General features: G+C 72.1%; 22 protein-coding genes. 10 read left to right on the top strand and 12 right to left on the bottom strand.

The window, feature by feature from the left end; all coding sequences use genetic code 11:
* Positions 1 to 3 precede the first annotated feature (3 nt).
* Positions 4 to 2,829 carry an AfsR/SARP family transcriptional regulator gene (locus ACIBF7_RS14120; RefSeq protein ID WP_271276343.1) on the bottom strand — a complete coding sequence of 942 codons (2,826 nt, stop codon included), beginning with the start codon at positions 2,827 to 2,829 and terminating at the stop codon, positions 4 to 6.
* Positions 2,830 to 3,312: 483 nt separating this feature from the next.
* Between ACIBF7_RS14120 and ACIBF7_RS14115 the strand changes: the two genes are divergently transcribed.
* From ACIBF7_RS14115 to ACIBF7_RS14100, 4 genes are all read left to right on the top strand, one after another.
* Positions 3,313 to 4,596 (top strand): helix-turn-helix domain-containing protein, encoded by a 1,284-nt coding sequence (locus ACIBF7_RS14115; RefSeq protein ID WP_261808698.1) that lies wholly within the window; start codon positions 3,313 to 3,315, stop codon positions 4,594 to 4,596.
* Positions 4,597 to 4,641: 45 nt separating this feature from the next.
* Positions 4,642 to 5,235, top strand: a complete 594-nt coding sequence (locus tag ACIBF7_RS14110; RefSeq protein ID WP_148032901.1) for a copper resistance CopC family protein — start codon at positions 4,642 to 4,644, stop codon at positions 5,233 to 5,235.
* A complete protein-coding gene (locus ACIBF7_RS14105) occupies positions 5,232 to 7,202 on the top strand; it encodes a cytochrome c oxidase assembly protein (protein WP_148032900.1) in 1,971 nt (656 codons plus the stop codon). The genes ACIBF7_RS14110 and ACIBF7_RS14105 overlap by 4 nt, the downstream gene beginning before the upstream one ends.
* Positions 7,203 to 7,367: 165 nt before the next feature.
* The gene (locus ACIBF7_RS14100; RefSeq protein WP_148032899.1) at positions 7,368 to 7,772 is read left to right on the top strand and encodes a sensor histidine kinase; all 405 of its coding nucleotides are present in this window, start codon (positions 7,368 to 7,370) and stop codon (positions 7,770 to 7,772) included.
* Here the strand turns inward: ACIBF7_RS14100 and map are convergent.
* Complete coding sequence (gene map, locus ACIBF7_RS14095; protein ID WP_148032898.1) at positions 7,759 to 8,607, bottom strand: type I methionyl aminopeptidase; 849 nt, start codon at positions 8,605 to 8,607, stop codon at positions 7,759 to 7,761. The genes ACIBF7_RS14100 and map overlap by 14 nt on opposite strands.
* A gap of 32 nt (positions 8,608 to 8,639) precedes the next feature.
* On the opposite strand from map, the gene ACIBF7_RS14090 reads away from it, so the two are divergent.
* Positions 8,640 to 8,816, top strand: a complete 177-nt coding sequence (locus tag ACIBF7_RS14090; RefSeq protein ID WP_187281273.1) for a hypothetical protein — start codon at positions 8,640 to 8,642, stop codon at positions 8,814 to 8,816.
* 61 nt (positions 8,817 to 8,877) lie between these two features.
* Positions 8,878 to 9,960 carry a LacI family DNA-binding transcriptional regulator gene (locus tag ACIBF7_RS14085; protein ID WP_148032897.1) on the top strand — a complete coding sequence of 361 codons (1,083 nt, stop codon included), beginning with the start codon at positions 8,878 to 8,880 and terminating at the stop codon, positions 9,958 to 9,960.
* Between the two features lie 47 nt (positions 9,961 to 10,007).
* On the opposite strand, the gene ACIBF7_RS14080 is transcribed toward ACIBF7_RS14085, so the two are convergent.
* The 9 genes from ACIBF7_RS14080 to ACIBF7_RS14040 all read right to left on the bottom strand — a co-directional run bounded on the left by ACIBF7_RS14080 (position 10,008) and on the right by ACIBF7_RS14040 (position 19,421).
* Positions 10,008 to 10,478, bottom strand: coding sequence for a VOC family protein (locus tag ACIBF7_RS14080; RefSeq protein ID WP_271276341.1), 471 nt, complete (start codon positions 10,476 to 10,478; stop codon positions 10,008 to 10,010).
* 1 nt (position 10,479) lies between these two features.
* Positions 10,480 to 12,168 (bottom strand): hydantoinase B/oxoprolinase family protein, encoded by a 1,689-nt coding sequence (locus tag ACIBF7_RS14075; protein ID WP_397197229.1) that lies wholly within the window; start codon positions 12,166 to 12,168, stop codon positions 10,480 to 10,482.
* Positions 12,165 to 14,219, bottom strand: coding sequence for a hydantoinase/oxoprolinase family protein (locus ACIBF7_RS14070; RefSeq protein WP_397197228.1), 2,055 nt, complete (start codon positions 14,217 to 14,219; stop codon positions 12,165 to 12,167). The genes ACIBF7_RS14075 and ACIBF7_RS14070 overlap by 4 nt, the downstream gene beginning before the upstream one ends.
* Before the next feature lie 3 nt (positions 14,220 to 14,222).
* Entirely contained in the window at positions 14,223 to 15,236 is a 1,014-nt protein-coding gene (locus ACIBF7_RS14065) for an ABC transporter substrate-binding protein (RefSeq protein WP_397197227.1), read from the bottom strand.
* A gap of 57 nt (positions 15,237 to 15,293) precedes the next feature.
* Positions 15,294 to 16,343, bottom strand: a complete 1,050-nt coding sequence (locus ACIBF7_RS14060; protein ID WP_397197226.1) for an ABC transporter permease — start codon at positions 16,341 to 16,343, stop codon at positions 15,294 to 15,296.
* Positions 16,340 to 17,119 (bottom strand): ATP-binding cassette domain-containing protein, encoded by a 780-nt coding sequence (locus ACIBF7_RS14055; protein WP_148032891.1) that lies wholly within the window; start codon positions 17,117 to 17,119, stop codon positions 16,340 to 16,342. Before ACIBF7_RS14055 ends, ACIBF7_RS14060 begins: the two co-directional genes overlap by 4 nt.
* Positions 17,116 to 17,946: a PfkB family carbohydrate kinase gene (locus ACIBF7_RS14050; protein ID WP_271276336.1), complete on the bottom strand. Its 831-nt coding sequence runs from the start codon at positions 17,944 to 17,946 to the stop codon at positions 17,116 to 17,118. The genes ACIBF7_RS14055 and ACIBF7_RS14050 overlap by 4 nt, the downstream gene beginning before the upstream one ends.
* Before the next feature lie 5 nt (positions 17,947 to 17,951).
* Positions 17,952 to 18,986, bottom strand: coding sequence for an SIS domain-containing protein (locus tag ACIBF7_RS14045; RefSeq protein ID WP_397197225.1), 1,035 nt, complete (start codon positions 18,984 to 18,986; stop codon positions 17,952 to 17,954).
* 141 nt (positions 18,987 to 19,127) lie between these two features.
* Entirely contained in the window at positions 19,128 to 19,421 is a 294-nt protein-coding gene (locus ACIBF7_RS14040; protein ID WP_148032888.1) for a hypothetical protein, read from the bottom strand.
* A 72-nt stretch (positions 19,422 to 19,493) separates the two neighbouring features.
* Between ACIBF7_RS14040 and ACIBF7_RS14035 the strand changes: the two genes are divergently transcribed.
* A complete protein-coding gene (locus tag ACIBF7_RS14035; RefSeq protein ID WP_148032887.1) occupies positions 19,494 to 20,453 on the top strand; it encodes a LysR family transcriptional regulator in 960 nt (319 codons plus the stop codon).
* Between the two features lie 142 nt (positions 20,454 to 20,595).
* On the opposite strand, the gene ACIBF7_RS14030 is transcribed toward ACIBF7_RS14035, so the two are convergent.
* Positions 20,596 to 21,174, bottom strand: a complete 579-nt coding sequence (locus ACIBF7_RS14030; protein ID WP_148032886.1) for a hypothetical protein — start codon at positions 21,172 to 21,174, stop codon at positions 20,596 to 20,598.
* A 136-nt stretch (positions 21,175 to 21,310) separates the two neighbouring features.
* Here ACIBF7_RS14030 and npdG point away from each other — a divergent pair, with 136 nt between their 5' ends.
* From npdG to ACIBF7_RS14015, 3 genes are all read left to right on the top strand, one after another.
* The gene (npdG, locus tag ACIBF7_RS14025; protein ID WP_397197224.1) at positions 21,311 to 21,964 is read left to right on the top strand and encodes an NADPH-dependent F420 reductase; all 654 of its coding nucleotides are present in this window, start codon (positions 21,311 to 21,313) and stop codon (positions 21,962 to 21,964) included.
* Positions 21,965 to 22,167: 203 nt separating this feature from the next.
* Positions 22,168 to 22,875 (top strand): MerR family transcriptional regulator, encoded by a 708-nt coding sequence (locus tag ACIBF7_RS14020; protein WP_397197223.1) that lies wholly within the window; start codon positions 22,168 to 22,170, stop codon positions 22,873 to 22,875.
* A 142-nt stretch (positions 22,876 to 23,017) separates the two neighbouring features.
* On the top strand, positions 23,018 to 23,473 hold the full coding sequence (locus ACIBF7_RS14015) for a hypothetical protein (RefSeq protein WP_397197222.1): 456 nt from the start codon (positions 23,018 to 23,020) through the stop codon (positions 23,471 to 23,473).
* Positions 23,474 to 23,507: the final 34 nt, after the last annotated feature.

The raw sequence follows: 23,507 nt of genomic DNA, 5'->3' as shown, positions 1-23,507 counted from the left end.
CCGTCACACGCGCACGGTGGGGACGCCGACCAGCTCGTGCACGATCCGCTGCTCGTTCTCCGTCTCGATCCGCCACTTGGCGTTCTCCAGCTCCGCCGCCAGCGGCATCGCCTCGGCGATGTGCGGCAGGGCCGCGTGTGCGTCGCCCAGCTCCCGGCGCGCCCGGGACAGCAGGACGAGGCACTCCAGCTCGCCGAGCCGGTTGCGATGGGCCCGGCTCGCCGCCAGCGCCCGCTCCAGGTGGTCCGCGGCCTCGCCCGGCTTGCCCTCGTCGAGGCAGAGCTCACCGAGTATCCGGCGCATGTTCATCTCGTGACCGGTGTCGCCGATGCTCTCGGCGGCGGCGAGCGCCTCTTCCAGAGGCCCCCGCGCCTCCGCCGGGCGGCCGAGCTTCTGGCAGGCCAGCCCTCTCATCATCAGCGCGTAACGCACGCCCACGTCCGCGCCGATCCGCCGCGCCAGCGCGAGCTGCCGGCCGGCGTAGCCGAGCGCCTGCTCGTGCAGCCCCCGCTCGACCGACAGGTTGGCCAGGTTGCCCAGCGTGCGCTGCTCGCTGAACCGGTCGCCCAGCTCCCTGGCCAGGATGAGCTGCGCCTCCAGATGGCCCATGGCCTCCGCCTTGCCCTGCAGGGCAAGGCCGCAGGCGACGTGCCCGTGCGCGTGATAGGCGCCGAGCCGGTCGCCCAGCCGCTCGCAGACGTCCAGCGCCCGCCGGTTCAGCGCGATCAGAGGCACGGGCTCGTGCGCGTACTGCTGATACCAGAACAGCGAGAAGCACAGCGCCACCCCCAGCGCGGCCAGCCCGGAGTCAGGGCCGGCCATGGCCTGCCCGGCCGCCGCCACCAGGTTGGTCTCCTCGCCGGCCAGCCAGGCGATCGCCTCGTCCGGTCCGCCGACGGCGTGCGGCACGGCGTCGACCTCGGGACCCTCGGCCTGCACCCGGTGCGGGTCCATGGTGGTGACGGCCAGCCGCGCGGAGGCGATGTAGAAGCTCAGCGCCCGGGCGAGCGGCCCGGCGGCGTCGCCCGGCGCCATCTCGGCCGCGAACAGCCGGACCAGGTCGTGGAGCTGGTAGCGGCCCGGGCCCGCGAGGTGTTCCAGCAGGTGGGCGTCCACCAGCCGTTCGAGCGCCCGCTCGGCCTCGTCGGCGCCGGTGCCGAGCAGCGCCGCCGCCACCTCCGCCGTCACGTCGTGCAGGTGCAGCAGGCCGAGCAGGCCCAGAGCGCGGGCGGCGACCCGGTCGATCGGCCTGGCGCTGCCGGCCAGGGCGCTCCAGCTCGACGCCAGGCTCGCCCGTACCGCCAGCTCGCCCGCCTCCAGCTCGTGCAGCCTGCGGCGCTCGTCGCGCAGCCGGCCGGTCAGCGCCGACACGCTCCAGGCGGGGCGGTCGGCCAGGCGCGCGCCCGCGATGCGCAGCGCGAGCGGCAGGCCGTCGCAGAGCCGCACCAGACCGGCCGTCTCCTCGGGGTCGGCCGCCATCCGCTCGGCCCCGGCCAGCTTGGCCAGCACCGTGACGGACTCCGGGAGGGACAGGCGAGGCAGGTGGAGCTGGACGCAGTCGTCGCCGGCGGCGAGCGTCTCGCGGCTGGTCACCACGATGGCGGTGCCGCGCGGAGCCGGTAACAGCGGCAGGATCTGCCCGAGCCCGGCGGCGTCGTCCAGGAGGATCAGCGTCCGCCTGCCGGACAGCGTGCTGCGCCACAGCGCCGCGGCCTCGTCCACGTCGCCGGGGATGGCGTCGCCGTCGATGCCGAACGCGCGCAGGAACCTGCCCAGCACGTCCAGCGGGTCGAGGCCCGGCAGCCCGACCGTGGCTCCGCGCAGGTTCACGTAGAGCTGGCCGTCGGGGTAGCGGTCCTTGACGAGGTTGCCGATCCGCACCGCCAGCGCCGACTTGCCCACGCCCGGCGGCCCGGAGATGACCACGAGAGGGTTCGGCTCGGTGTCGTCCCACGGCGCCAGCAGCCCTTTGAGCCGGATGACCTCCTGGGTCCTGCCCACGAACCCGGCCAGGTCGCGGGGCAACTGGCGGGGCAGCGGGGGCGGCCCGTCACCGGGCCGCTCGCGGGGCCCGGCCGCCAGCGCCAGCCGGTGTGAACGGCGCAGCGCCTCTCCCGGGTCCACGCCCAGCTCCTCGCGGAGCAGCCGCCGGCTCTCCTCGTAGACCACCAGGGCCTCGGCGCGCCTGCCGCACCGCACCAGGGCGAGCATCAGCAGCTCGCGCGGCCGTTCGCGGAGGGGATGGCGGTAGGTCATGGCCCGCAGCGGGGCCAGCGCGTCCTGCGGCCTGTCGAGCCCGAGCAACGCCTCGGCGCGGTATTCCTGCGCGGCGAGCCGCGCCTCGGTCAGCCGGGCGCGCTCGCTCTCGGCGAAGGGCCCGGGAACCCCGGGCAGCGCTTCGCCGTGCCACAGGGCGAGGGCCTCTTCGAGGTCGGGCAGGGCGCCCGCGTGGTCGCCCCGCAGGACGGCGCGGCGCGCGTGGTCGAGCCGCTCGGTGAAGGCGATGGCGTCCACCCGGGAGCCGTCGAGGCGGAGCCGGTAGCCCCCGGCGGCGCCGACGACCAGCTTCGAGGGCTCGCGCCGCCCCCGGGACGGCTCCAGCGCGTTCCTGAGCCCGGCCACGTAGGTGTAGACGCTCTGCTCGGCCGTCTTGGGCGGGTCGTCGCCCCAGATGCCGTCGATGATGCGCGGAATCGGCACCACGCGCCCCGGCCACGCGGCGAGGATCGCCGTCAGCGCCTGCCGGCGGGGTGGACCGAGATCGATCTCCTTGCCGTCGCGCGCGGCGGTGACCGGCCCCAGGAGCCGGACGATGACGCCCTCGGCCAACGGACTCTCCCACCCGTGGAGCTGACCACGGCGGCGTAGACCGGATCACGGTGAGGGAGCAGGGCCGATCGGGCCGACGTGGCGACGTCTAGAGGAAATGTAGATGCCCCGCCTAGGCTGCTCGCCTACGGGGAATGCGCGGAGACTTCTACGGGTGATGCGCGGAGAAGCGGAGAGAACGAGGGCAGCGGCGACGGGGGTGTGACACGCAGGAGATGGCTCTCACCTGACATGGCGGCCCCGCCGCCGGTCTCACCCGCGTGCTCAGCAACAATAGGCGTCGCCGAGGACGGCGAGAGAGACGGCGGAGACTGCTGCGGGGGCAGACGTTTCCGCATTCGCGACCGTACTATTGCCTGCAACGGCCACCACGGCCCCGAGCAAGGCAACAAGTGCGGACATCGTGAGGCGCGTGCGCATGAGGATCTCCCTCGCGGATCTACGGGACTTGCTTGGAACTTATCATTTCAGGGAGCGACGACCGTGACCACATCTGACCTAGTCGGACTCCGTATCAAGACGGTGCGGCGGCAGCGCGGCCTCTCGCAGGCACAGCTCGCGCACCCCGAGTTGTCTGACAGTTACGTCTCCTTGATCGAGAGTGGCAAGCGTACTCCCACGCCGGCGGTCCTGGAGCTGCTGGCCCAGAAACTGGACTGCTCGCTCTCCTATCTGATCAACGGTGTGACGGCCGAGCAGATGGAGGACATCGAACTCTCGCTCGGCTACGCCCGGATCGCGCTGGAGAACGGCGAGGTCGCCGAGGCCCGCAACCGCTTCACCGAGCTGCTCGCGGACAACAACCTGACAGGTCTGACCGAGCTTCGTCAAGACACCGAATTCGGGCTGGCCCTCGCCACGGAGGCGTGCGGCGACAGCGACGAGGCGATCGCCATCCTGCAGCGGCTGCAGGGCGAGGACGTCCCCGCCGAGCGCCGGATCGAGATCGCCATCGCCCTGTGCCGCGTCTACCGGCAGAGCAACCGGCTCGTGGAGGCCGTCGAGATCGGCGAGCGCATCCTGGGCGGCGCCAACCGGCCCGCGTGGTCCGACCTGCTGGTGGAGCTGGGCGCCACCCTGCTGGCGGCCTACTTCGTGCGCGGCGACCACCTGCGCGCCCGGCAGTTCGCCGCCGAGCTGCTCAACGCCGCCGACGCGCTCGGCTCCCCGCGCGCCATGGCCGCGGCCAACTGGAACGCCGCCTTCGCGGCCGACTACACCGGCCACCGGGAGGAGGCGCTCGTCTTCGCCGAGCGGGCCCTGGCGCTGGTGGCCGAGTCCGGTCACCCGCGCCTGCTCGCCATGATGCGGGTCGCGTACGTCCAGCTGCGGCGCCGCGTGCAGCCCGAGGAGGCGGCCTCGCTCCTGGAGCACGTCAACCGCGCCATCAGGGACCAGGAGCAGAGCTCCACCAGCGTGACCGACCGGGCGCGGGCGCTGACCGAGCTGGCCCACGTCGAGTTCATGACCGGCGACCTCGACCGGGCCCTGGAGCACGCCCACACCGCCGGCGGCCTGCTGTCCGGCGCCGCCGTCGCCCAGGTGCCGCAGACGCACCTGCTGCTGGGGCGGGCGCACAGCGTGCGCGGCGAGGCCGCCGAGGCCGACAGGCACCTGCGGACGATCCGCGACGCCCTCGACTCGGTCCCGCCGTCCTTCCTCTCGGCCGGCGCGTGGTACGCCACGGCGGAGACGCTCTACGAGATCGGCGACGCCGAGGCCAGCGTCGAGGCCTACCAGCGGGCGCTCGCCTGCGCGGGTCTCTGATCGGGGTACGAACCGGGCGGGGTGCTCGGTAGCCTTGAAGGCGCCATGAAGAGTTCCCCGCTCGCGGCCCTCACCGCGATCCTCGCCACGCTGCTCGTCCTCGTCACCGCCGGGCCGGCTCTGGCTCACGACGCGCTCAAGAGCAGCGACCCCGCCAAGGACGCCACGGTCGAGTCCGTGGACGAGATCACGCTGGAGTTCACCGGCAAGATCCGCATGCCCTTCGTGAGCGTACGCGGGCCGGGTGACACCCAGCACCAGGCCGGCGACCCGGAGCTCGACGGGGTGAAGGTGAAGCAGGCGCTGAAGGGCGAGCTGCCCGACGGCGACTACACCATCGCCTACCGGGTCGTCTCGTCCGACGGCCACCCGATCGAGGGCGAGATCCCGTTCACCGTCAAGGGCGCGAGCCCGTCCCCGGCGGAGACTCCTGAGGGGAGCACGGCGCCGACGGCCGAGGCGACCACCGCCGAGCCGGCCCCCACCGCCACCGAGCCGGCCGAGGCCCAGCCCGCCGAGGAGGTGTCCGCCGAGAGCGACGCCGCCACCTTCCCGGTCTGGCTCCTCATCGTGGTCGGCGCGCTCGTCGGCATCGGCATCGGGTTCCTCATGAGCGCCAGGAAGAAGAAGCAGCCGTGACCAGAGCCGCGCGTCTCGCGCTGGCGGCGGCCGGGGCGGCGATCGCCGCCCTCGTGATCGCCATGATCGCCGGAGGCGCGGCGTTCCCCAGGATCATCCTCGGCGTGCCCTCGTCAGGCGTCGTGACGCGCTGGGGGCTGCCGGTCTCCAAGCTGGCCATGGACGTCGCGGGCGTCGCCACGGTCGGCCTGCTGCTGGCCGCCGCCCTGCTGCTGCCCAACGACAAGGGCGTGCTCGGCAAGACCGCGCAGGGCTACCTGCGGGCCGCCTCCTGGACGGGGCTCGCCTGGGCGGGCGCGGCCTTCCTCACCATGGTCTTCAGCGTCTCCGACGTGTGGGCGCGCTCGGTCCCCGAGATTCTCAACCGCAACTTCCTGGTCGGCTTCGCCACCCAGGAGAGCCCCGGCATCGCGCTCACCCTCGTGGTGCTGTTCGGGCTGTCGATCGCGCTGTTCTCCCGCGGCGTCATCACCGCCGGGGCGGCGGCCGGGCTGCTGGTGCTCGCGCTGGTCACGCTCATGCCGCCGGCGCTCACCGGCCACTCCGCCTCCTCGCCCAACCACGGCCTGGCCATCACCTCGGTCACCCTCCACCTGCTGACGCTGGCTCTGTGGGTGGGCGGGCTGGCCGTGCTGGCCCTGCACGCCGCGCTGAAGCGGCCGCAGCTCGACGTGGCGGCCTCCCGCTTCTCGCGGATGGCGCTGTGGGTCTACATCGGCGTGGGGATGTCGGGCGTGTTCAGCACGCTCGCGCGGCTCACGTCGCTGTCCGACCTGTGGACGTCCAGCTACGGCGTGCTCATCGTGGCCAAGACCGTGGCGTTCGTGCTGCTCGGCTACGTCGGCTGGTGGCACCGCCAGCGCACGCTCGCCGACCTCGGCGCGGGCCGCCCGCGCGCGTTCGCCCGGCTCGCGGCCGGCGAGCTCATGCTCATGCTGGCGACGATCGGGCTGGCGGTGGCGCTGTCGCGCACCCCGCCCCCGCCGGTCAGCCTGCCCGCCGACCGCGCCTTCGACCTCCTCGGCCACCCGGTCCCGCCGCCGATCTCGGCCGCGAACATCCTCTCGCTGTGGTGGTTCGACCTGTTCTTCGCGCTGCTCGCCGCGATCCTGGCCGGGCTGTACGGCGCGGGCGTCGTACGGATGCGGCGGCGCGGCGACGCCTGGCCGTGGGGCCGCACCGCGTCGTGGTTCGCCGGCGTGGCCATCCTGGTCTTCACCACCCAGAGCGGCGTGGCGCGGTACGCCAAGGTCATGTTCGACGTGCACATGATCGAGCACATGACGCTGGCCATGATCGTCCCGATCTTCCTGGTGCTCGGCGCCCCCGTCACGCTCGCGCTGCGCGCGCTCAAGCCCGCCGCCCGGCGCGGAGACCGGGGGCCGCGCGAGTGGCTGATGGCGATCCTGCACAGTGGTTACGCGCGCGTCGTCACCCATCCGGGCATCGCCACCGCGATCTTCATCGCGTCCACCTACGCGCTCTACTTCACGCCGCTGTTCGAGGCCGCCATGGAGGAGCACCTCGGCCACATCCTCATGATCCTCCACTTCCTGGTCAGCGGGTGCCTGTTCTTCTGGGTGGTCATCGGGGTCGACCCCGGCCCTCACCAGCTCCCGTACGTGGGCAGGCTGCTGCTGCTGTTCGTCACCATGCCGTTCCACGCGTTCTTCGGCATCGCGCTGATGATGACCGGCACGCTCATCGCGCCCGGCTGGTACGAGCAGCTCGACCGGTCCTGGGGCGGGCCGCTGCTGCAGGAGCAGCAGAACGGCGGCGCGATCGCGTGGGGGTTCGGGGAGATCCCGACCCTCATGGTGCTCCTGGCCATCGCGGTGCAGTGGTACCGCAGCGAGGACCGCAAGGCCCGGCGCGACGACCGGTCCGCGGCGCGTTCCGGCGATCCGGAGCTCACCTCGTACAACGACTATCTGGCCAGGCTCAACGAGCTCGACAAACGCGAGTAGCCGTTCAGGCAGGGCCTGCTATCTTCACCCGGTGTGACGGCGGCACGGCGGGTAGCCTTTCCCGATAGGGGGTGGCGCGAGCCTGCCGTGGGGGGTGGCGCTCCGCGCTTTCGGCGCCGGCGGTGGAGCCGGCGCGCTCGGGCCTCAGGAAGGCGTGGAGCGGTGATGGAAGTGACGCGCATGCGCGGGGGTGAAAGCCTGGCCGAAGCCCTTGAGGGCAACCTGGCCGAATGGTCGCGGCGTACGGGGATCGCGGTGGAGGTGTGGGCGCTGCCCGCGGCCGACGTGCGGCCGCGGGTCGCCAAGGGGGTTCTGGAGGCGCTGGCCGAGGCGCTCGACAACGTGCACAAGCACAGCGAGGCCACGACGGTGTCGATCGCCGTCACGGTGGGCCGCGGCGGTCTGCGTATGACGGTCAGCGACCACGGCAGGGGCTTCGATCTCTCGCGGGCGGGCCGCGGGATCGCCCGCATGCGGGCGGCGCTGGGCGAGGCCGGCGGGTCGCTGTCGGTCAACAGCGTGCCCGGCGAGGGCACCACCGTGACGGGGGTCGTGCCTAAGGCGCGGTGAGGATCTCGCTGCCGGTGGCGGTGACCACGATCGTGTGCTCGAACTGTGCCGTGCGCTTGCGGTCCTTGGTCACCGCGGTCCACTTGTCGGGCCAGATGTCGTAGTCGATCGTGCCCAGCGTCAGCATCGGCTCGATGGTGAACGTCATGCCCTGCACCAGCTCGACCCGGAGCGACGGGTCGTCGTAGTGGGGCACCATCAGGCCGGAGTGGAAGCTGGTGCCGATGCCGTGGCCGGTGAAGTCGCGCACCACGCCGTAGCCGAACCGCTTGGCGTAGGCCTCGATCACCCGGCCGACCACGTTGAGCTGGCGGCCCGGCGCGACGGCCTTGATGGCGCGCATCATCGCCTCGCGGGTGCGCTCGACCAGCAGCCGCGACTCCTCGTCGACCTCGCCGACCAGGAAGGTGGCGTCGGTGTCGCCGTGGACGCCGCCGATGTAGGCGGTGATGTCGACGTTGACGATGTCGCCGTCGCGCAGCACGGTGTCGTCGGGGATGCCGTGGCAGATCACCTCGTTGATCGAGGTGCACAGCGACTTGGGGTAGCCCTTGTAGCCGAGCGTGCTCGGGTAGGCGCCGTGGTCGACGAGGAACTCGTGGCCGATGCGGTCGAGCTCGTCGGTGGTGACGCCCGGCCGCACGTTTCGGCCGACCTCTTCGAGCGCCTGGGCGGCGATGCGGCCCGCGACCCGCATGCGCTCGATGATCTCGGGGGTCTTCACGTCGGACTCGCCGGTCTTGGGGCGCTTCTTGCCGACGTACTCCGGCCGCTCGATGTGGGCGGGAACCTTTCGCATGGGCGAAATTCGGCCGGGCTGGAGCAGTGTCGTCATGAAACCTGAGTCTACGGGGCAGAATCGACCTCATGACCGATGGCCAGTGGTGGTTCTGCCTCAAGCACATGCGGGTCGAGCCCGACGTGGGCTGCCCCAACAAGGACCGGATGGGCCCGTACGCGACCGAGCAGGAGGCTGCCGGGGCGCTGCAGCGCGCGGCCGAGCGCAACAAGGCGTGGGACGAGGCCGACCAGGACGACGACTGACGGGAGTGCCACGGGTTCCGGCCCGTGGCCTCCGGCTCTCAAGCTGCGATAACGTTCCCTCATGGCCTCATCCGCTCAGCCTCCGACGATCCACGACGTGGCAAGGCTGGCCAAGGTGTCCACCTCCACCGCGAGCCGCGTGCTGGGCAACTACGGCCGGTTCAGCGAGGCGACGCGGAAGCGCGTCCTCGACGCGATAGAGACCCTGGGCTACCGGCCCAACAGCGTGGCCAGGAGCATGGTGACCCGGCGCACCGACACCCTGGGCGTGGTGTGCGCCGACATCAGCAGCCCGTTCTTCTCCGGCGTGGTGCGCGGCATCACCGACGAGGCCAGGAAGTCGGGCTACAGCATCCTGCTGACCAACACCGACGAGGACGTCCGCAGCGAGCGGGAGGCCGTCAACCTGCTGATCGACAAGCAGGTCGACGGCCTGATCGTCGCCACCGCCGACGTCGGCGACGTCGAGCACCTGCGGGCGGTCCGGTCGCACGGCAAGCACGTGGTGCTCTTCGACCGGCCGAGCAGCGCCGTCGGGGCCGACGCGGTCACCGTCGACGACGTCGCGGCCATGCGGGAGGCCGTGACCTACCTCCTGAGCCACGGCCACCGCCGCATCGGCATCCTGACGGAGCTGCGCATCGAGCGCGAGGCCGACTGGGCCACGCTGCTCCGTCCAGGGCTCGACCGCCTGCGCGGGGAGATCAACGCCAGCGCCGCCCGGCTGCTCGGCTACCTGCGCGCCCACCGCGACGCCGGGGTGGAGGTGGACCCGTCGCTGGTCGGCCGGACGGGCGGCTACGACGTCGAAGGCGCGGCCGAGGCCACCCGGCGCCTGCTGGCCTCGCCGGCCCGGCCGACGGCCCTGGTCACCACCGACAACATGATGACGCTCGGCGCCTACCAGGCCGTGCGCGAGCTCGACATCGAGATGCCGCGTGACCTGTCGTTCGTGGGCTTCGACAACCTCGACTGGACCACGCTGGTCCGGCCCGCCCTCACCGTCATCGAGCAGCCGGTGCACGAGATCGGGGCCAGGGCGGCCCGCAAGCTCATCGACCGGCTCAACGGCGACGAGGGCCCGCCCGAGCTCATCGAGCTGCCCACGTCGTTCCTGGTCCGCGAGTCGGTGGCGGCCGTCTGAGAACGTGCGGGGGCCCGGCGGACATCTCCGCCGGGCCCCGTGCGCGGTCAGGCGTGCTCGCCGCCCGCCGCCCAGCTGTCGAAGCCGGGCTTGTTGGCCAGCAGTCCGAGCTCGATCCGCAGGCCGAGGTCGTTGAGCAGGTAGCGGAACCGGACGCTGTCGTCAGGCTCCAGCCCGTCGGCCTCGACGCGGTACCTGCCGGTCGCCAGGAGCCCGGCCGTGGCCTCCTCGATGTCCGCCACCCAGTAGGTGAGGTGGTGCAGCTGCTGCACCCCGCCGGTGGGGGCCCAGACGCTGCCCTCGGCCGACTCGATCATCTTGACGTGAGCGGGCCCGCTCGCGGCGGTGACGAACCGTACCGGACGCTCCTCGCGCGAGCCGTCGGGGAAGCGGACCACGGTGTCCCACTCCAGGATGTCGCTCCACCCGCCGGCCACGGGCGTGGTGGCCGCGACGGCCTCCTCCAGGTCGTCGACCACGATCCCGACGTGCGCCACGCCCAGGAACCCGGCGGCCATGTCAGCGCGTCCTCTCGTAGGCGGCCGCGCCCGCCGCGGTGATCCGGCCGTCCCTGAGGTCGGCCTCGACCAGCTCGGCCGGGCGCTCGGCCGGGTCGCCGTAACCGCCGCCGCCGCCCGCGCGCAGGCTGACGATCTCACCCGGCAGGGCCGAGCCCTGGCCCTTGGAGGGGAGCGCGGTCTCCGTGCCGTCCTCGTGGATCAGCGCCAGCGACGCGGGCATCCCCGGCCGGCCGCCGGTCAGCCCCTGCGGCGCGAACTCCGGCCGGGTCTGCTCGGCCTCCGACAGGAAGCCCAACGGCTTGCTGGAGATGTTGCGGTAGTCGGCCCGGATGCCGAGCCCGCCCCGGTGACGGCCGGCGCCCCCCGAGTCGGGGATGAGCGCGTACCGCTCCACCCGCAGCTCGTAGGAGGACTCGATCACCTCGGCCGGGATCAGCTGGCAGTTGGCCATGTGCACGTCGAGGGCGTCGGCGCCGTCGTGGTCCACGCAGGCGCCCGCGCCTCCGGCGACGTTGGCCAGCAGGACCACGCCGTCTCCCGACTTGGGGGAGCGGGACTCGCAGATGAGCACCGGCCAGCCCACGAACCACTCCGCGGACGCGCGGTGCGGCGCCGCCGCGGCCAGCGCCCGGGTGACGATGGACGCCAGGCGCTGCGAGGCCAGGTGCCGGTCTCCCACCGCGGCGGGGAACTCGGGGTTGACCGCCGTGCCGCGGGGCGCGTGGAAGGAGACCGGATCCAGCGAGCCCTCGTTGAACGGCACGTCGGAGGGCATCAGGCACTTCACCGCATAGTGCACCACGGAGCGCAGGGTCGAGTCGGGGATGTTCATCCCGCCGCGCATCTGCGGGTCGGAGCCGGTGAAGTCGAAGTGGATCTCCTCGCCCGAGATCACCGCCTTGACCACCATCTTCACCGGCGCGTCGAGGTCGAGCCCGTCGTTGTCCAGGCAGCCCTCCGCCGTGTAGTCGCCGTCCGGAAGCTTGGCGATCTCCGCGCGGGTCCGCCGCACGGTGTAGGCGAACAGCTCCTCGAACGTGTCGAGCAGCAGGCCGGTGCCGAACTTCCCGGCCAGGCCCGCGAACCGGCCGGCGCCGGAGCGGGCCGCCGCGATCTGCGCCCGCAGGTCGCCGTGGTTCTGGGCCGGGTGACGGGTGTTGGCGGTGATGATGTCCAGCAGGCCCCGCTCGGGAACCCCCTTGACCTCCACCTTCAGCGCCGGGAGGAGCACGCCCTCCTCGTACGCCGACTCCGACCGGGCCGCGGCCGTGCCGGGGGTGCGCCCGCCCCAGTCGGCGTGGTGGGCGATGACGCCGGTGAACCCGACGAGCGTCGCGGCGGCGTCGAAGACCGGGACGAAGATGTTGATGTCGTTGGTCTGGCAGGCGCCCAGGTAGGGATGGTTGTTGATGAAGACGTCCCCGGGGTGGATGTCCTCACCCCACTTGTCCAGGCAGGCGCGCAGCGCCGGGGCCATGGACGCGAGCAGGCTCGGGATGTCGAGCGCGGCGGCGAGCATCCGCCCCCGGGCGTCGAACAGCGCGCAGGAGTAGTCGCGCATGTCCTTGACCACCACGCTGAGCGCGGTGCGGCGCAGCGCGGTGCCCATCTCCTCGGCGATGGTCTCCAGCGCATGCCGGACGACCTCGGTGGTGATCGGGTCGGCGCCGTTCTCGCGCGGCGTCATCGTGCCTCCTCGCCGGGCTTGTCGTAGGTGATGACCAGGTTGAGGTCGTCGTCGACCCGGAGCGTGGTGCCGGGGACGACCACCGTGGTGGCCTCCCGCTCCTCGACGATCGCCGGGCCGCGCAGCACGGTGCCCGGCGCCAGCGCGCCGCGCTCGTACACCGGGGTCCGCACCCGGCCGGGGCCCTTGAAGTAGACCTCGCGGTGGCGGGCGGGCTCGCCGCCCGCCTCGTCCGTACGGGCCGGGACGCCGGGGCCGTGGTCCAGGATCCCGTACGCCTCCAGGCCGACGGCCACCAGTTCCACCCGCTCCTCGGGGTTGCTGTGACCGAACTCGAACCGGTGCTGCTCGTGGAAGCGCTTGACCGCGTCCGCCAGCGCGCCGGCGTCGAGTTCCGGGGCGTCGATGAGCACCTCGACGTCGTTGTCCTGCCAGGCGTAGCGGAACCGGGCCAGCCGCACGTGGTCCACGCGCTTGACGCCGGTGCCGGCGAACCGCTCGGCGGCCGTCTCGACCATGCCCTGGTACAGGGCCTCGACGTCCTCCGCCGGCACGTCGCCGACGCCGGCGTCGACCACGCGGGCGAAGGTGTACTTGATGTCGGAGCCGGCCAGCCCGACCGCCGAGAACGTGCCGGGGCTCGGCGGGATCAGCACGCCGCCGACGTCCACCAGGGCGCCGACGCTGAGCGCGTGCATCGGCCCGGCGCCGCCGAACGGCAGCAGGTAGAAGTCGCGCGGGTCGTGGCCGCGGTTGACGCTGACCACGCGGACGCCGCGGGCCATGATCGCGTCGGCCACGTCGAGGATGCCGATGGCCGCGGTGTCGACGTCCACGCCGAGCGGGTCGGCCACGTGCGTCTTCACCGCCTGCCTGGCCGCCTCCACGTCCAGGGGCATCTCGCCGCCGAGGAACGCCGCCGGGTCGATCCGGCCCAGCACCAGGTGCGCGTCCGTGGTGGTGGGACGCGTCCCGCCCCGGCCGTAGCAGGCGGGGCCGGGCATCGCGCCGGCGCTCTCGGGCCCGACGCGCAGCCCGCCGGCCTCGTCGACGCTCGCCAGGGAGCCGCCGCCCGAGCCGATGGTGTGGATGTCGAACTGGGGCACCAGCATGGGCCGCCCCTCGAACACGCTCTCCCGCTCGACCCTGGCCCGGCCCTCGTGGATCAGGCAGATGTCGGTGGAGGTGCCGCCCATGTCGAACGTGATCTGGTTCGGGTACGCCGACTGCCTGGCCACCTGGGTGGCGGCAAGGACCCCGGCGGCGGGCCCCGAGAGCACCATGCGGTGCGCGTTCGCGGCGGCCTCCTCCGCCTTCATCACGCCGCCGTTCGACTGCATGATGAAGGTGGGACAGGTGACCCCGGCCGGTTCGAGACCGCTCAGGATTCCGGACATGTAACGGGCGACCAGGGGCCGCAGCGCGGCGCTCACCACGGTCGTGCAGGCGCGCGGATACTCCTTGATCTCCGGCGCGACCTCGCAGCCGACCGCCACGGAGAGCTCCGGCATCGCCTCCCTGAGCGCCGCGGCGAGCCGCCGCTCGTGCTCCTCGTTGCGGAACCCGAACAGGAAGGTGATGGCGCACGCCTCGACGTCCGCGGCCCGTACCTCCTCGACCAGGCGCGCGATCTCGGCGTCGGTCAGCGGGGTCACCACGTCGCCCAGCCGGTCCACGCGCTCGGTGGCCTCGAAGACGAGGGACCGGGGCACGTACGGGCGGGGCTTGGCGACCCGCAGGTCGAACAGGTCGCCGCGGAGCTGGGTGCCGATCTCCAGCACGTCGCGGAAGCCGCGGGTGACCACCAGCGCGGTGCGGGGCAGCTTGGACTCCAGCAGGGCGTTGGTCGCCACCGTGGAGCCGTGGCTGAAGGTGTCCAGCGCCGCGACGTCCACGCCGCGGGTGCGCCGGATCTGGGCGATGCCGTCGAGGATGCCGATCGAGGCGTCATGCGGCGTGCTCGGCACCTTCTCGACGACCCGGCGGCCGTCCTCGTGCAGGACGACGACGTCGGTGAAGGTGCCGCCGACGTCGATTCCCAGCCTGGCCATCGCTCACTTCCCTTCCGGCTTGACGTACAGGTACTGGCTGATCTCGGGGGCGTCGAGGTTGTCCTTGGTCGCCACGACGAAGTCGTAGAGCTTCTCGCCCTGCGGGCGGGTGCCGTCCTTGGTGTACGCGGTCAGCGCCTCGACCGCGTCCTTGCCCATGTCGTACGGCTTCTGCACGACCAGCGCGTCGACCAGGCCCTGGCGCAGCAGGTCGACCTGGTCGGGGGAGGCGTCCACGCCGACGACCTTGATGTCGCCGGTCTTGCCGGCCTGCTGCACCGCCTTGGCCGCGCCGATGGCGGCGTTGGTCCAGGAGGCGAAGACGGCCTTCAGGTCGGGCACCCTGGAGATCAGGGCCGAGGTCTTGGCGACGTTCTCGGAGATGTCGGCGCCGGCGTACTCCTCGCCGCTGTTCTCCAGGCCGGAGTGCTTCTTCAGCTGCTCCTGCCAGCCCTTGAGCCGGATGTCCACGCTCTGGATGCCCGGGATGTAGCCGACGTAGCCCACCTTCCCGGTGCCCGCGAGCAGCTCGTTCACGGTGTCGGCGGCCATCTCGCCGCTGACGACGCCGTCGGACTTGAAGGTCGCCAGCCGGGCGTCCTGGTCCTCCACGTCGGCGTCGACGGTGACGATCGGGATGCCCTGCTCGTTCACCTGCCGCATCGGGGCCGACATCGCCTTGGCGTCGAGGGCCGACATGATGATGCCGTCCGGCTTGGTGGCCGCGATCGACTGCAGCAACTGGGTCTGGGCGGCCACGTCGAGCGTGGTCGGAGCCTGCCAGGAGAATTCGACGCCGAGCTCCGCCGCCTTCTCCTCGGCGCCCTTGGCCAGCGTCAGGTAGTAGGGGTCGAACTGGTCGTTGAGCAGCATGACGACCCGCGGCTTGGCGCCCGCGCCGTCCGCGCCGCCTGTGCCGCCCGCGTTCGCGGCGGTGTCCGGCGCCTCGGTGGCGCACGCGGCCAGGGTCAGGCCGGCCAGTGCCAGTACGGCGACCTTCTTGATATTCCGCAACATGATGGAGTTCCTCTCATCCGCCGGCTCTGGGCCAGGCAGGGGGGTTGAGCCGGGTGTTCAGGTGACGTTCATCGCCCGTCTGCGGTACTGGTCGACGAAGACGGCGAAGATGAGGACGCAGCCGACCGCGACGTTCTGCCAGAACGGCTGCAGGTTCATGATCACGAACCCGCTGGTGAGGGTCGCGGGGATGAAGGCGCCGACGACCGTGCCGGACATCTTGCCGCGGCCGCCCCACAGCGAGGTGCCGCCGATGATGACCGCGGTGATGCTCTGCAGCGCGATGTTCGCGTACCCGGAGACCGAGGCGGTGGAGAAGCGCGAGATGTCGATCATCCCGACCAGCCCGGCCAGCAGACCGACCATGCAGTAGATCGCCAGCAGGTGCCGGTCGACGTTGATGCCGGCCCTGCGGGCCGCTTCGGGGTTGGCGCCGATCGCGTACGTGCGCAGGCCGAACCGGGTACGGGCGAGCACGACCCACAGCAGGCCGGTGACCGCGGCGGCGGTCACGACCGGCCACGGGACGCCGAGCAGGGTGCCCATGCCGAAGGCGTCGGTGAGCGCCTGCGGCACCCCGCTGACGTTCATGCCGCCGGTCCAGACCTGGGCCAGGCCGAGGATGATCGTGCTGGTCGCCAGCGTCACGATGAAGGACGGGATCTTCGACTTCACCACCAGCATGCCGTTGACCAGGCCCCAGGCCGCGCCGGTGACGACACCCGCCCCGACGCCGGCCAGGATCGGCAGCCACAGCTCCGCGCCGCCCTGGGCGGTGCCGGCCAGGCCGGAAGTCAGGCCCAGCATCAGCTTGGCGGCCAGGACCGAGGAGAAGACCACCACCGCACCGACCGACAGGTCGAGCCCGGCCGCGATGAGCAGGAAGGTGACGCCGGCCGAGAGGATCAGCAGCTGGGACCCGGCCAGCGCGATGCTGGTCAGGTTGTAGTTCGAGAAGAACGTCCCGGACGGGGTGACCACCGTGAAGAACACGATGATCGCGACCAGCAGTCCGAAGATCGTCAGATTGGAGAAGCGCTGGCTGGCCAGCAGCCGCGCGGTGAGCGAAGGCCCCGCTTCGACGCCGGGGCTCGTGATCGTGCTCATGTCGTCGGTCCACCCGCTGGAATTCCCGCGCCGGTCATGGCGGCGATGAGGTCGTTGGTCGACAGGGCCGAGATCTCCTCGGTCAGCACGGTCTGGCCCAGGCGCAGCACCGTGACCCGGTCGGCGACCCTGAAGACGTCCGGCATGCTGTGCGAGATGAGCAGCACCGACAGGCCCCGCTCGTCGCGCAGCTGCTCGACCAGCTTGAGCACGAACTCGGTCTGGGAGACGCCGAGCGCCGCGGTGGGCTCGTCGAGCATGATGAGGGCGCTGCCCCACAGCGAGGCGCGGGCCACCGCGACCGCCTGCTTCTGGCCGCCGGACAGCGAGCCGACCTCCGAGGCCAGCGACTGCAGCTTGGCGCCCAGCGTCGACAGCTGCCGTTCGGCCGACCGGTTCATGGCGGCGCGGTCGACGAACCCCAGCCGGCCCAGCAGCCCCGGCTTGAGCACCTCGCGGCCCAGGTACAGGTTCTCGCCGGCGGTCAGCGTGGGCGCGAGCGCCAGGTCCTGGTAGACGGTCTCGATCCCGGCCGCCTGCGCGTCGGCGGGCCTGGCGAAGGTCACCGGGCGGCCGTCGACCGCGATGGTGCCGGAGTCGGGCGACACCGCGCCGGCGATGATCTTCATGAGGGTGGACTTGCCGGCGCCGTTGTCGCCCACCAGGGCGTGCACTTCGCGGGGCCGAACCTGGAGATCGACGCCGCGCAGCGCCTGCACGTGGCCGTAGCTCTTGGTGACGCCGGCCACGTCCAGGACAGGTGGGGGTGCGGTCATCTGGCCGCCTCCTTCCGGGAGTCGCTGATGGCGGTGGGATGGCCGAAAGCACCGAAGTGCTCGCAGACCGCGGCGGCGTACGCGGCCGCCCGCGCGGTCGCGTCCGGCAGGGCGAGTCCGTCGGACAGGCCGCACATGAGCGCGGCGAAGTAGGCGTCGCCCGCGCCCAGCGTGTCGACCGCACGGGCCGGCACGGCGGGCTGGACGACCAGCTCGCCCCGCCGCCAGACGATCGACCCGCGGGTGCCGCGGGTCACCACGACCGTGTCCGGCCCCAGGCCGCGGACCTCCTCGACGAGGCCGAGACACTCGGCCTCGGTGTCGTCGGCCCGGGAGAACATCGCCGCCGTCACGAACGGCAGGACCGGGGCCGCGACGTCGAGGCCCTGGTACGAGAAGTCGTAGGCGACGGCGGTGACCGCGTGCATCTTCGGCACCTCGGAGACCGTGAAGCTGCTGTGCCCGGTGTGGACCCAGTCGCAGCCGGAGAGATAGGCGAGATCCCGGTCCTCGAGCTCGATGCGGGTCACCGGCGGTTGGAACGTTCCGAAGAAGCGGTTGCCCTCGTCGTCGAGCGTGACGTCGGCGAAGGAGTTGGGCTCCGCCCGGTGCCGCACCCGCGTGACGTCGACGTCCTCGGCCAGCAGCGCCTTGAGCACGTGCGCCGCCGCCTCGTCGTCACCGAGGACGCCGAGGTAGCCGGCGGTCGCGCCCAGGCGCCGGGAGTGCACCGCCACGTTGGCCGCGCTGCCTCCCGGATACATCAGACCGGCGTGGAGATAACGATCGACGACGTTGTCCCCCACGCCGCACATGCGTGTCGTCATCGGGCTCAGTACTCGACCTTGTGCATGTATCGGCGGATGTCGAGATCGTGACCGGTCAGCGGCTCGAAGTGGTACGCGATGCGGGAGGCCACCGACGCCATGGCGATGTGGGCCACCTTGCCGCGGACCGCCGGGTCGATCCCGGGGAGGGTCAGCTTCGCCGGGTCCACGACGTAGTGCTCGCGGCCGTACCGGGAGAGGAAAGCGTTGACCCGCTCCGAGATCGGCCGCGTCTCGTCCTCGCTCATGAGGTGGATGACCCGCGTGCTGCGCGGGTCCACGATCTCGAACGGGCCGTGGAAGAAGTCGGCGCTGTTGAGGTGGGTGGACTTCTGCCGCTGCATCTCGACCAGGTAGCAGACCGACAGCATGTACGCCAGGCCCAGCAGCCGGCCGGTGCCCAGCACGAAGATGTTGTCGGCGTCGTAGAGCCGCGCCACGGCTTCGGCGGTGGCCCGCTCGGTCTCGTCCACGGCCGCGGCGGTGGCGTCGGGGATGAGGTCGAGGGCCGCCCGCAGCTCGTCCACCCCGTCCTTGAGACCCTGGGCCTCCAGCAGGGAGCAGGACATCTCTTCCAGGAGCTCGTACTTGCCGCCGGTGGCGGTGCTCTCGCTGCCGTAGACGAGGCTGAACTCGGCGGCCCGCGCCAGCTCGTTGTCGGCGTCCCTGGCCACGCTCACGACCAGCGCGCCGGCCTTGGCGGCGGCCTGCGCCGCGGCGACGGTCTCGGGCGTGCCGCCCGAGTGCGAGGAGGCGATCACCAGCGTGCGCCGCCCGGTGCGGCCGAGGTGGGTGAGCGGGAACTCGCCGGCGTTGACGTTCTGCACGCCGAACCCGGTGGCCTTGGCGCCGAGCGACATGGTGGCGGCGACCGACGACGCCCATGACCCGCCGACTCCGGCGAAGAGCACGGTGTCGACGTCACGGCGCACCGCCTCGGCGGCGATCTCCTGAGTGAGCGCGCGCTGGCCCACGGTGGTGCGCAGAGTCGACGCGATGTCCGACGCGATGGGGCGCAGGGGCAGGGCAGGGGAAGGCATACCTATCCTTGAGCTGGTTGTTTTGTCCTAGTTCGACCTTGCGAGAACGTTCCCGCGTTGACGTCAACGCTGCCACCCCCAGGTCAGCGTCGGCCAGAGAAATTCAATAACGTTTGGGTAACCGTCTTGACGTGAGCGGTGTCACTCGTTCAAGGCGGGAGCGGAATCGCCCGTACCGTCAGCGCGTGCCGACCGGGCCAGCCTCATCAGCTTGACCAGGGCGACCACGCCGATGGAGGCCCACACCAGGTTCAGCCCCGCCGAGGGCCAGGCGTCGTTGTAGGCGCTGTTGACCATGAGGCCGACCGCGCCGCCCAGGTTGATGAGCTGATAGAGGAGCCCGTCGCCGTGCACCCGGGCGGACGAGACCAGGGCGTAACCGGTCAGGAGCAGGGCGGCGCCGAGCCAGCCGATGGCCTCGAGGAGAAGATCCATCAGGACATTCTGCGGATCCGCCGAGCGGAAGGGCAATCAACGGAAATCGCGGACACGCGTAAGGTCGGCTTCATGGACATCGACCCCCGGCGGTTACGCGTGCTGCGCGAGGTCCACCTGCGCGGCGGCGTCATGCGGGCCGCGGAGGCATTGCATCTGACCCCCTCGGCGGTCTCCCAGCAGCTCGTGCAGCTGGAGCGGGAGGTCGGGCTGGCGCTCGTCGACCGCTCGCAGCGCCGCGTCTCGCTCACCCCCGCCGGGCGGGTCCTCGCCGGGTACGCGGAGCGGGTCGAGGAGGAGCTGGCCGAGGCCAGGCGGGAGCTGACCCGCTTCACCGAGCGGCTGGCCGGGCCGGTGCGCATCGCCGCGTTCCCCACGGTGATCCAGCACATCCTGGTGCCGGCCCTGCGCGACCTCGCCGCCCGCCACCCGAGGATCGAGCCCGCCATCCACGAGGTCTTCGGGCCGCCAGCGCTGCAGGAGCTGCGGCTGGGGGAGGCGGACGTGCTCATCACCGAGCAGGACATGAGCCGGCCCGTGCTCGCCCAGCCCTCGCTGGCCACGCGCGCCCTGTTCGTCGACGAATATCGCGTCGTGGTGCCGCCTGACTGGCCGGAGCCGCCCCGGCACGTCTCCGAGCTGGCGGACGTGCCGTGGGTGGCGAGCGAGCCGCACCTCGCCTGTGGGCAGGCGCTCGACCGGCTGGCCGGGCTGCACGGGTTCGAGCCGCGCAAGCTGCACGTCATCACCGATTTCGCGCCGACGCTGGCGCTGGTGACCGCCGGGCGCGGGGTGGCGATCGTGCCCACGCTGGCGCTGCTGGACGTGCGGGAGGGCGAGGTACTGGTCAGCGACATCCGCGACGTGGGCGCCCGCCGGATCGACGCCGTCACGCGGGTGAGCCGGACCCGTTCGGGCGAACCCGACCCGGTGCAGGCCGTGGTCATCGCCGCCATCGAGCGCGCCACCGCCGAGCTGGAATCCTCGCTCAGCGCCCGCCTCGGCCAGCCCCGCGACGAGATCCCCGGCTGACCACCGCGGAGCGTGCCTGACTGGACAGCGAGGCGGCCGGCGCGGCAGGCGAGGGTGTCGCCGGGCAGCAGGCCGGCGTCGTGCGCGTCTTGCCGCGGAACGACTACGGAGTCCGCGCCGAGCGGCGAGATGCCGCCCGCTGTCAGTCGGAGACGCGGGGGCCGCTCATCTTGTCGAGCAGGCGGGCCAGCCGCTCGCGCAGCCCTGGCCGTTGCGGGATCTCGCCCGCGGCGATGCTCACCAGGTGCTGGGCGCCGTCGAAGCTGACCGGCGCGTGCTCGGGGACGGCGATCGCGTCGTGCGCCAGCCCGGCCAGCTCAGCGTCGCCGCTCTCCAGGGCCAGGATGGTGGCGCCGACGCGGCGGGCGTCGTCGACCCGCTCCAGGAGCGGGGCCGGCGCCTGCTGCCCGGCCACCACGAACAGCGTCTCGCCGCGCGTCGTACGCTCGATCCGCTCCAGCCCCACCCGGAGGTGGGCGGGGGCGCCGGCGGGCGGTGACCAGCGGACCAGGGTGGGCGCGAGCTGCGGCAGGCCGGACAGGCGGGCCTCGTCGGTGAGGTGCGCGGTCAGGTGCCAGGGCTCGTCGCCGGGCGTGCCCACCAGCAGCAGCCCGCCGGGGGAGCGGGTGGTGCGCAGCGCCCGGCCCAGCTCGCGGGTGCGCTCCACCCAGCCCGTCTCCGCGAGGACTTCCCGCAGGTGTGCGACCGCCCCTGAATCCATATCCCCATCGTGCCTGACGGGTGCGTCCGGGGTGAGAGGTTTCGCGGTGACCTTCTCCCGGCCTTGTACAGCCGGTGGCGTCCGCCGCGCCGGGGGCGTGTGTGGGCGCTGATGGCGTGCTGGCATGATGCGTCGTATGACTGACGTGAGCGGGCTGAGCATCGGCATTCTGGGCGGCACCGGTGACCAGGGGAAGGGGTTGGCGCGGCGGTTCGCGCTGGCCGGGCTCAAGGTGGTGATCGGGTCGCGGCGCGCCGAGCGGGCGCGGGAGGCGGCCGAGTCCATCGGGGCCGGAGCCACCGGGGCGGACAACGCCGTCGTGGCCGCCGAGTGCGACCTCGTGATCGTGGCGGTGCCGTACGACGGGCACAAGGCGCTGCTGGAGTCGCTGGCCACTCAGCTCGCCGGGAAGATCGTGGTCGACTGCGTGAACCCGCTGGGCTTCGACAAGCAGGGCGCCTACGCGCTGCCCGTCGAGGAGGGCAGCGCGGCCCAGCAGGCGGCGGCGGTGCTTCCCGAGAGCCGGGTGGTGGCGGCGTTCCACCATGTGTCGGCCGTCGTGCTGATGGACCCGGCGGTGGAGAAGGTGGACCTCGACGTGCTGGTGCTGGGCGACGACCGGGAGGCGACCGACACCGTGCAGGCGCTGGCCGACCTGATCCCCGGTGTGCGCGGCGTCTACGGCGGGCGGCTGCGCAACGCCTTCCAGGTGGAGGCGCTGACCGCGAACATCATCTCGGTCAACCGCCGCTACAAGGCCCACGCCGGCATCCGCGTCACCGACATCTGACGACCTCCTCCGTACGACCGCGCCTCGGCTCGCGACCGTGAGCCGAGGCAACCGGTATCCGCCCTGAGGGACGCGCACGTCGTCGCGGACGTGGACAGATCCGGCAGCGCCGTACCAAGCGGCCGTCCAGGAGCTCACGAAGCGGAGGCACAGGTGAAGCGCGCCAACCGGCACTGGCCCAGTGACCTCGTCCGGAGGTGCAGGTGACGCGCGCTGACCGGCTTCGGCCCAGTGACCTTGCCCGGGAGCACGGGCTGTCCGCGCAGGCCGTGCGCAACTACGAGGATGACGGGATCCTGCCCCCGGCCCCGCGCGGTGACCAGGGGTACCGCCGCTACACGCCGGTCCACGCTCAGGCCCTGCGGGCCTTCCTGGCGCTCCGGCCGGGGTTCGGGCACCAGGGCGCGGCCGCGATCCTGCGGGCCGCCAACGCGGGCGACGAGGAGGCCGTCTTCCGCCTCCTCGACCAGGGCCACGCCGAGATCCTGCGCGACCGGGTCACGCTGGACGAGGTGACCGCCGCTCTCACCGAGCTCGCCCCGGCGGGCGACGAGCCGGTACGCGGGGCGCCGTCCGTCGGCGCCCTCGCGCGTCGGCTCGGCATCCACCCGGCCACGCTCCGCAAGTGGGAGAAGGCCGGGATCCTCCACGCCGAACGCGACCCGGTGACCGGCTACCGCCGCTACCCGCCCGCCGCGGTACGCGACGCGCACCTGGCCCGCCAGCTCCGGCGCGGCGGCTACCCGCTGCGTCAGATCGCCGGGGCGATCGCGAACGTCCGGGAAGCCGGCGGGATCGGCCCGCTGGAGGAAGCGCTGAGCACCTGGCGCTCCCGCCTCCGGCGGCGCGGCCGGGCGATGCTCGACGGCACGGCCGAACTCGCCGCCTACCTCCGCCTGCGCGGCCTCTGACCCGGCTGGACAGGTCCTTTCGCAGCCGGTTCCGCATGAGACGCGGCCAATTTCTTGAATCCTCGGCCTATTTCATTCGGCCGGCGTTCACGGAAATGCGACACGGCGCCGGCAACGTTGTGCGCGCTTTGTGGCGGACTATATGCTCGGCGATCGTGAAACGACCTGCAACTGGTATTCGGAGGCGGTAGTGGGATCTCTGCAGAGAAATCTGATTCGGCTCGCCATGGTCGTGGCAATGACCGCTTCCGGCATGATGACGGCCGGATCCGGTATGTCGGCGGCCGACCCGGAACCCCAAGCGCCTTCTGAGCTGTCGCGCCTGCTGGGCGCCGACCTGGGCACGGTGTTGCACATGGTCCCCGGCGTCTTCTGCGGCAACCGGCTGGTCAACTACAACTCGCCTTCCTCCAATTCTCCCACGAAATGCGTCAACGGCGCAGAAAACAGCGGTAACTCCACCAACAGTGGGAATTATTACAGCGAGGGGGATCCCATCAACAGCGGCAACTTCTCGAACGTGAACGGCTCCACAGCGAGCAACAACGCGACCAACAGCGGGAACACGGCCAACGGATCCCAGTCTCTCGTGCGGTGACCCGGCGGCGATAAGAGCGGGAAACATTGGAGTG

It is taken from the genome of Nonomuraea sp. NPDC050478 (genome assembly GCF_044458265.1).
GTDB lineage: Bacteria > Actinomycetota > Actinomycetes > Streptosporangiales > Streptosporangiaceae > Nonomuraea > Nonomuraea ferruginea.
This window is presented reverse-complemented; position numbering and strand designations above follow the sequence as displayed.